The following is an 8,571-nucleotide window of genomic DNA, read 5'->3' on the forward strand; positions in this document are numbered from 1 at the left end:
CGACGCCCGCGCCCCGCAAGCCCGCGGCGCAGCTCTGCGAAGAGCCGCCCGCGGCCTACGAGGCCGCGGTGGCCGAGATCGTCCGGCGCATCGGCGAGGGCGAGATCTTCCAGGCCAACCTCGCCCGCGCCTGGCGCGGCCGCCTGGCGGCCGACGCCCGGCCGGTCGACCTGATGACGAGGCTTGCGGCCACCAGCCCCGCCCCCTTCGCGTCCTACCTGCGGCTTGCGGACCGCGCCGTGGTCTCCAACTCGCCGGAGCGGTTCCTGAAGGTGACGCCGCAGGGTCAGGCGCTGATCGCCGAGACCCAGCCGATCAAGGGGACAGCCCCTCGCGGCGCCGACCCGGCCGAGGACGCGGCGCTGGCGAAGGGCCTCTCCGCCTCGCTCAAGGACCGGGCGGAGAACCTGATGATCGTCGATCTGATGCGCAACGACCTGTCGCGGGTGTGCGTGGCCGGCGGCGTGCTGACCCCCGAGCTCTTCCGGCTCGCGACCTTCGCCAACGTCCACCACCTGGTCTCGACGGTCACCGGCGTCCTTGCGCCCGGCCGCGGGCCCGCAGACCTGCTGCGGGCGGCCTTCCCGCCCGGCTCGATCACCGGCGCCCCGAAAGTGCAGGCGATGAAGCTGATCGCCGCGCTCGAGGGCCCCCGCGGGCCCTTCTTCGGGGCCATGGGCTGGATCGGCTGCGACGGCGCGATGGACTCCAACGTGCTGATCCGCACCGCAGGCTTCGTGCGCGACGCCGAGGGCTGGCGCGTGGAGGCCCGCGCCGGCGCGGGCATCGTCGCCGACAGCGACCCGGGCGCCGAACGCCGGGAGACCGAGGCCAAGATCGCCGCGCTCGCCGCCGCACTGGCGCCCTGAGCCGCCCTCCGGCGTTCAGCGTAGGGACGGCTCAGGGTTTTCGCCGATAGACGCAACCCGACTACCTGCAATGACTTTCGAGTTCGCGCGCCGCGACCTGCCGGCCCGCGTCTAGACTTGCACCTGGCGCAGGACTGATCCAATCAGAAGTTGTGTCACTAGCCGGGTGGTTGATATAGGCATATGGTATAGGAAACGGCGGCCACGGGCGGCCGCCGACCAGACGGGGGACACCGGATGACGGGCCGGTTGGCGCCTCGCTCGGTTTCGCGGCCATTGGAAGTGGTCGTGCGTCGCATGCGCTCGCTGAGCGCGGTGTCGGACGCCGAGCTGGAGCTCTTGCGCAGCCTTGCCGAGCGGCGCGAGCGGTTCGTCGCCGGCGAGGAGCTCGTCTCCGAAGGCGACATGAGCATCCGCCCGCGGTTCATCCTGTCGGGCTGGGCCTGCCGCCAGCGCGTGCTGCCGGATGGCCGACGGCAGATCTTCAGCTTCCTGCTTCCGGGCGACGGCCTGGGCCTGGATCGCCGTCCCGGTCCGGAGCTCTCGTCTGTCGTCGCCCTGACCGCCCTGGAGACCGCCGACGCCACGCCGGTGCTGAACGCCGTCCAGGCCGGCCACGCGCCGGGCCTCGCCCGGGCGCTGGCGGCCATCGAGCCCCAGGAGCAGAAGCTGCTGCTCGACCACATGGTGCGGCTGGGCCGCCAGACGGCCTACGAGCGCGTGGCGCACTTCCTGCTGGAGCTGCAACGCCGGCTGGAGGTCGCGGGCCTCGGCGACAACCAGCGCTTCCCCCTGCCTCTGACGCAGGAGATCATGGCCGACGCGCTCGGGCTCTCCATCGTCCACGTCAACCGCACGCTGCAGCAGCTGCGCCGCGAGCGGCTGCTGGAGCTCCGCTCCGGCGTGACCATCCTCCTGCAGCGCGAGCAGCTGGCGGACATCGCCGACTATCGCGCCCCGCCTGTGCGCCCCGGCGCGCCGTTGTCGGCGGCGCGCTCGGACCTCGAGGATTCCGCCCAGTACTAGCTGAACAGCCCCGCGTGCCGCTGCCTGAGCAGGTTCTTCTGCACCTTGCCCATGGCGTTGCGCGGCAGCTCGTCGACGAACAGGATCCGCTTGGGCGCTTTGAAGGCCGCGAGCCTCGTGCGGCAGGCCGCGATCAGCTCGGCCTCGTCTCCTTGGCCGATGACCACCGCGACCACCCCTTCGCCGAAGTCGCGGTGCGGCAGGCCGATCACGGCGCTTTCCACAACGCCCGGCAGCTCGTCGAGCACCAGCTCGACCTCCTTGGGATAGACGTTGTAGCCGCCGGAGATGATCAGGTCCTTGGCCCGGCCGGAGATCCAAACCCGGCCGTCGGGGTCCTGGCGGCCGACGTCGCCGGTCAGGAAGAAGCCGTCGGCGGTGAACTCCTCGGCGGTCTTCTCCGGCATCCGCCAATAGCCGGTGAAGACGCTGGGCCCGCGGATCTCGATGACGCCGACGTCCTCTCCGCCGCCGATCCGGAGCTCTACGCCCGGCAGCGGGAAGCCGACGCTGCCGGCCACGCGCTCGCCGTCCAGCGGATTGCTGGTGATGATCACCGCCTCGCTCATGCCGTAGCGCTCGAGAATGCGCTGGCCGGTGCGCGCCTCGAACTCGGCGAAGGTGGCTTCCAGCAGCGGCGCGGAGCCGGAGATGAAGAGCCGTATGTGGGCGGCGTGCTCGCGGGTGAAACCTGCATTGGCCAGAAGCCGCGTGTAGAAGGTCGGCACGCCCATCATCACGGTGGCCTTCGAGAGCCCCGCCAGCACCTCGGCGTCGGCGAATTTCGGCAGCCAGACCATCGGGCAGCCGCCGAGCAAGGCGCAGTGCAAGGCCACGAACAGGCCGTGCACGTGGAAGATCGGCAAGGCGTGCAGCAAGACGTCCTTGGGGCTGAAGCCCCAAGCCTCGTAGAGCGCCAGCGCATTGGCGGCCAGATTGCCGTGGCTCAGCATCGCCCCCTTCGAGCGGCCCGTCGTGCCGCTGGTGTAGATGATGGCGGCGAGGTCGGATGCCGTGCGGGCCACGCTCTCCGCAAGCGGCTCGATCGGCGCTTCCGCGAGGTAGCTGGCCGGATCGGTGATCAAGAGCCGCGGCTCGGCGTCGGCGCGGAAATACTCCACCTCGGCGGAAGTGTAGGCGGAGTTGAGCGGCAGGAAGACCGCCCCCGCCTTCAGCGCGCCCAGGTAGACCATCACGCCCTCGACGCTCTTCTCGGCCTGCAGCGCCACGCGGTCGCCGGGCTCAACGCCATCCGCCACGAGCCGCGCCGCGACGCGGCCGGCGCCCTGCTCCAATTCGCCGTAGCTGACCTGCGAGCCGTCGCTCAGCAGAAAGCACGGGCGCGAGCGGTCGGCGGGAAAGCGCGAGGCGAGGAGGTCGTAGAGGTTCTGGGACATGCCCCTGCTTTAACGCCTCTCCCGGCAAGCGGGGAGAGGTGAAGGTCACCCCGTGTTCCGCAACCCCGCCGCGATCCCGTTGATCGTCAGGTGCACGCCGTTGCGGACCGCCTCGCTGTCGTCGCCGGCGCGCAGGCGGCGGATCAGCTCGATCTGCAGGTGGTTGAGCGGGTCGATGTAGGGCAGCCGGGCGCGAATGATGGCGGCAAGGTCCGCGTTCTTGTCGAGCAGGGCCGACTGGCCGGTGATCTTCAGCACCGCCTCGACGGTGCGCTCCTGCTCGGCGCGGATCTGGTTGAAGACGGCGTCGGCGAGGTTGCGGTCCGGCACCAGGCCCGCATAGCGGGCGGCGATCGCCATGTCGCTCTTGAAGAGCACCATCTCCATGTTGGCGAGGGTGGCGGCGAAGAACGGCCAGGCCTCGGCGAGCTCCGCCAGCTGCGCCAGCGGCACGCCCGACTGCTCGACCGCCGAGCCGAAGCCGTACCAGCCCGGCAGCATGGCCCGCGATTGCGACCAGGAGAACACCCAGGGGATGGCCCGCAAGCCCGCCAGCGTGCGCGCGCCCTGCCGCGAGGTCGGCCGGCTGCCGATGTTGAGGTCTGCGATCTCGCTGATCGGGGTGGCGGCGTAGAAGTAGTAAACGAAGCCCGGGGTCTCGACGATCTTGCGGTAGGCGGCGAGCGAGGCGTTCGCCAGCGCGTCCATCGCCTCGCCCCGTCCGCCGGACAGCTCGTCGGATGGGGGCCGGCGCAGCGAGGCCAGCACCACGCCCGCGGTCAGCGTCTCCAGGCTCTGCCGGGCGAGCTCCGGGTCGGCGTACTTGTTGGCCACCACCTCGCCCTGTTCGGTGATGCGGATGCGCCCGCCGACGGTTCCCTGCGGCTGGGCCAGGAGGGCCTCGAAGCTGGAGCCGCCGCCACGGCCCACCGCCCCGCCCCGGCCGTGGAACAGCTGCAGCTTCAGCCCCTCGCCGTGCACCACGTCCGCCAGCGCCCGCGAGGCCTTGAACAGCTCCCAGGTCGAGGTGAGGTAGCTGCCGTCCTTGTTGGAGTCCGAGTAGCCGATCATCACTTCCTGCATGCCCGGCGCCCTCAAGAGCGTGCGGACCAGCGGGAAGCCCAGGTAGCGCTTCATCGTCTCGGCGGCGGAGCGCAGGTCGCCAATCGTCTCGAACAGCGGTTCGGCGAAGATCTCGGTGCGCGGCGGATCGCCGGGGGCGTAGAGCCCCACCTCCTTCAGCAGCACATAGACCTCGAGCAGGTCCGAGACCGAGGTGGTGTTGGAGACGATGTAGGCGCGGATCGCGCCGGCGCCGTAGAGCCGCTTGACCTCGGCCGCCGCGCCCAAGGTGTCGAGCTCGCGGCGGGTCTCGTCCGAATAGGTCACGTAGGGCGAGGCGAGCAGCCGGCCGTGGCCGAGCTCGCCCAGCAGCAGCTCGCAGCGCGCGGCCTCCTCGAGGCCGGCGTAGTCGGCGCAGACTCCGGCGCTCTTCAGCAGCTCGCCCACCACCCGCTCGTGCACCGAGGAGTTCTGGCGCATGTCCAGGGTCGCCAGGTGGAAGCCGAAGATGTCCACCGCGCGGATCAGCTCCGGCAGCGGGCCCACGGCGAACGCCTGGCCGTGCTGGCTGAGCAAGGAGCCCAGGATCACCTGCAGGTCGGCCTTCAGCTCCTCGGGACCGGCGTAGGGCTCGGCCGAGAGCGCCGAGGACCGGGGCGGCGCCTCGCCGGTCAGCCTTGTGTAAGAGACGGCGAGCCGGGCGTAGACTCCGGCGAGCGCCAGCCGGTAGGGCTCGTCGGCTCGCTGCTCGGAGGGATCCTGCGCCGCCTTGGCGAGGGCCGCGAGCTCGGGCGTCACCGGCGTCAGCTCGTCGGAGATCGACAGCTCCGCGCCGAGCGCGTGCAGCCGCTCCAGATAGAGGGCGAGCGCGGCCTTGCACTGCCACTGCAGCGCCTGGCGCATCACCTCGCCGGTGACGTAGGGGTTGCCGTCGCGGTCGCCGCCCACCCAGGAACCGACCCTCAGGAAGCTGTTGAGCTCGTCCGCGCCCAGCACCTCCTGCCAGTGGGCGTAGAGCTTGGGCAGGACGGTCAGGAAGCTGCGCTCGAAGAAGGAGACGGCGTTCCAGATCTCGTCGGAGACGGCGATCCTCACCTTCCGGAGCAGGCGGGTGCGCCAGAAGATCGACACCTGCCGGGCCAGTTCCTTCTCCACCTCCGCCCGCTCCGGTTCGCTGACGGCGGCGTCCAGGCGGTCGAGCTCGTAGGTCACGGCGCTCTCGCGATCGAGCACGCTCTTGCGCCGCACCTCGCTCGGGTGGGCGGTGATCACCGGGGCGATCAGGGCGCAGTCGAGCAAGTCGCGCACGGCCTTGGCGTCCACGCCATGCGCGGCCAGGGTCCTGAGCGCCCCGGCGACGGTGTCGGGGCGCATGTCCCCGGCCCGGCCGCGGCGGCGCTGGATGTGGTCCTCGGCGATGTTGGCGATCTGCAGGAAGCAGGCGAAGGAGTGGGCGAAGCGCACGGTCTCGGCCAGCGACAGCGCCTCCAGCCGCTCGCCCATCAGCCGCGCCGCTTCTGGCGTGCCCTCGCGGTGGAAGGCCACCGAGGCGCGGCGGATGTCCTCGATCTGGTCGAACACGGCCTGGCCGTCCTGGGCGCGGATCACGTCGCCGAGCACGCGGCCCAGATATCGGACAGCGGCGCGGAGCTGGTTTGGCAGCGGCTGGGTCATGTCCGATCAAAACGCCATGCATCGTGCGGCGTCATCTGGTTTCCGTATTCGCCCTCGGCGATAGTCGCGGAAGTTGAAAAGGACGGCGCATGACCCCTGAGGAGGCTCTCGCCCGAATCCGCCGTTACGACGGCCGGTTGAAGGCCTTCGCCCAGGTCTTCGACCCGCCGCTGCTCGGCGAGACGCCCGAGGGGCCCACCTTCGCCGTGAAGGACCTGATCGACGTGGCTGGCGCGCCCACGGGCGGCGGCGCCCAAATTCCGATCGATCCGCACCCCCACGTGCACGCCATCGTCGTCGAGCGTCTGCTGCAGGCCGGCTGGACCGCGGTCGGCAAGACCCAGACGGTCGAGCTCGCCTTCGGCGCCTGGGGAACCAACTATGCGGTCGGCGCGCCCTGGAACCCGTGGGACGCAGGCGTCGCGCGCGCGCCGGGCGGCTCCTCGTCCGGCTCTGCGGTCGCCGTCGCCGCGGGCTTTTGCGACGCAGCCCTGGGCAGCGACACCGGCGGCTCGGTGCGGATCCCGGCGGCGATGTGCGGCGTCGTGGGCCTGAAGCCCAGCCGCGGGCTGGTCAGCCTGAAGGGCGTGCATCCGCTGAGCCCGGCGCTGGACACGGTGGGCGCGCTGGCGTGCGACGTCGCGACGGCGGCGCGGATGCTGGCGGTGATCTCCGGGCCGGACGGGGAGGCCGCCGTACGCGGCCCCTTCGACGCCGACGAGGCGCTGGCCGCGGACGTGCGCGGCCGGCGGCTCGCGGCCAGCCCGCTCGACCGGATGGGCGAGCTGCATCCGGAGGTCGCCCGCCTCTATCTCGAGGCCATCGCGCGGCTGCGCGCGGCCGGCGTCACGGTGGACATGGTCCCGCCGTTCAAGGCGCTGGACGAGTCCTTCGCCCCCAACGGGCTGATCATGGCCGGCGAAGGCTGGCGGCATTGGCGCGAGCGGATCGCCGCACATCGCGCCGTGATGGACCCGTGGATCGTGCGTCGGTTCGAGGCCGGACGCGGCTTCACCGAGCGCCATCTGGCGGAGGCCTACAGCCGCCGCGCTGGGGACCAGACGGCCTTCTACGCCTGGATGGCGCCCTACGACGGCCTGCTCAGCCCCACCTGCCCGATTCCCGCCCCGCCGATCGGCGAGGTCGACGAGGCCTCCTCCCCGCTCTCGCGGCTCACGCGCGCGGCCAACTACCTCGACCTGCCCGGCGTCAGCGTGCCGTGCGGCCTGACCGCCGACGGCCTGCCCGTCGGCCTGCAGATCCTCGGCAAGCCGGGTGACGAGGCGTCGGTGGTGAGCTTCGGCGCGGCGTTCGAGCGGGTGTCCGGCTGGGATGGGCGCAGGCCGGACCTCAGCGGGTTCGAGGGTTAGGAGCCGCCAACCACGCCCTCACTCGCTGCGCAGCGTCGGCGCGGGGCGCTTGGCGAGGGCCTGGAGGGCGGCGATGAGACCGCCCGCGCCCGCCAGCACGGCGGCGCCGGCGAGCAGCGCGGCGACGCCGACCCAGTCGACCGTCCAGTGGGCCTCGAAGACCTTCACGACGACCGGCCAGGCGGCGGCGTAGCCCAGCGCCACGCCGGCCGCGCCGGCTATGACGCCGACCAGGCCGTACTCCAGCGCATAGGCCGCCAGGACCTGACCGCGCGAGGCCCCCAGCACCTTGAGGATCGCGGCTTCGCGCGCCCGGGCGCGCGCTCGCGCGGCGATGGCGCCGGCGAGCACCAGAAGGCCCGCGACGGCCGCCACGGCCGCCGCGCCGCGCACCGCCAGCGCCAGGCGGCCGAACAGCTCGCTCGCCGCCTCCAGCTGCTCGCGGACGGAGATCACGTTGACCTGCGGGAAGCTGACGCCGAGCGCGCGGACGGCCCGCGCCTCCTGGGCGCGGTCGGCCTTGGCGATGGCGACCTCGTGCAGGCCCGCGCCCTGCAGCGCGCCCGGCGTCAGGACCAGGGGGAAGCTGGCGCCGAACGAACCGAAGTCGACCTTCCGCAGGACCGCGATCCTGGCGTCGATGTCGCGGCCCAGCACCGAGAGGGTGAGGCTGTCGCCGAGCCTCAGCCCCGCGGCCCTGGCGATGTCGCCGTCGAGCGCCAGCAGCGGCGGCCCGGCGTAGGTCGCCGGCCACCAGCGGCCGGCGATGACCCCGGCGTTCGGCGGTTCCGGCCCCACGGCCGAGAGGCTGATGTCGTTGTCGAAGGCCCAGCGCGCAGAGGGCAGGATCTTCGCCGCCGCCACCGGCCGGCCGCGCAGCACGGTGATCCGCCCGGTGACATAGGGCGCGCGCAGGTAGGTGTCGCGGGCCAGCGGGGCGGCGAAGGCCCGGCGCACCGCCTGGTCGAAGGCGCCGGCCTGTTCCGCCGGAATGTCGGTGAAGACCACCGCGGGCGCTGTCCTCGGCGCGACCACCGCCACCTCGCCCAGCAGGCTCGACTGGATCAGCACCACGGCCGTCAGCAGCGCCACGCCCAGGCCGATCGCCGGCGCCGCCGTGCGCGCCGCCGAGCGCGGCCCGGCCAGGTTGGCGAGCGCGATCCGCCAGGGACC

Annotated in this window: 6 protein-coding genes; 3 read left to right on the forward strand and 3 right to left on the reverse strand. The window is 72.2% G+C overall.

The window, feature by feature from the left end; all coding sequences use genetic code 11:
• Together VJS38_RS06975 and VJS38_RS06980 are read left to right on the forward strand one after the other, a co-directional pair.
• Positions 1-869: anthranilate synthase component I family protein (locus tag VJS38_RS06975; RefSeq protein WP_324087429.1), on the forward strand; the 869-nt coding region annotated here is incomplete at its 5' end.
• A 297-nt stretch (positions 870-1,166) separates the two neighbouring features.
• Complete coding sequence (locus tag VJS38_RS06980) at positions 1,167-1,895, forward strand: Crp/Fnr family transcriptional regulator (RefSeq protein WP_324087434.1); 729 nt, start codon at positions 1,167-1,169, stop codon at positions 1,893-1,895.
• On the opposite strand, the gene VJS38_RS06985 is transcribed toward VJS38_RS06980, so the two are convergent.
• A complete protein-coding gene (locus tag VJS38_RS06985; RefSeq protein ID WP_324087430.1) occupies positions 1,892-3,292 on the reverse strand; it encodes a malonyl-CoA synthase in 1,401 nt (466 codons plus the stop codon). The two genes, VJS38_RS06980 and VJS38_RS06985, sit on opposite strands and share 4 nt — an antisense overlap.
• A gap of 45 nt (positions 3,293-3,337) precedes the next feature.
• Positions 3,338-6,028 carry a phosphoenolpyruvate carboxylase gene (ppc, locus tag VJS38_RS06990; RefSeq protein ID WP_324087431.1) on the reverse strand — a complete coding sequence of 897 codons (2,691 nt, stop codon included), beginning with the start codon at positions 6,026-6,028 and terminating at the stop codon, positions 3,338-3,340.
• 89 nt (positions 6,029-6,117) lie between these two features.
• Between ppc and VJS38_RS06995 the strand changes: the two genes are divergently transcribed.
• Entirely contained in the window at positions 6,118-7,398 is a 1,281-nt protein-coding gene (locus VJS38_RS06995) for an amidase (protein ID WP_324087432.1), read from the forward strand.
• Positions 7,399-7,416: 18 nt separating this feature from the next.
• Here the strand turns inward: VJS38_RS06995 and VJS38_RS07000 are convergent.
• Positions 7,417-8,571, reverse strand: a 1,155-nt coding sequence (locus VJS38_RS07000) for an ABC transporter permease (RefSeq protein ID WP_324087433.1), incomplete at its 5' end; no start/stop codon positions are given.

Origin of the sequence: Phenylobacterium sp. (assembly GCF_035276905.1) — a bacterium.
Taxonomy (GTDB): Bacteria; Pseudomonadota; Alphaproteobacteria; order Caulobacterales; family Caulobacteraceae; genus Phenylobacterium.

Bases quoted from the DNA above. Each gene is read 5' to 3' on its own strand.
- VJS38_RS06980 (WP_324087434.1), top strand. From the start codon at position 1,167: ATGCGCTCGCTGAGCGCGGTGTCGGACGCCGAGCTGGAGCTCTTGCGC.
- VJS38_RS06985 (WP_324087430.1), bottom strand. From the start codon at position 3,292: ATGTCCCAGAACCTCTACGACCTCCTCGCCTCGCGCTTTCCCGCCGAC.
- ppc (WP_324087431.1), bottom strand. From the start codon at position 6,028: ATGACCCAGCCGCTGCCAAACCAGCTCCGCGCCGCTGTCCGATATCTG.
- VJS38_RS06995 (WP_324087432.1), top strand. From the start codon at position 6,118: ATGACCCCTGAGGAGGCTCTCGCCCGAATCCGCCGTTACGACGGCCGG.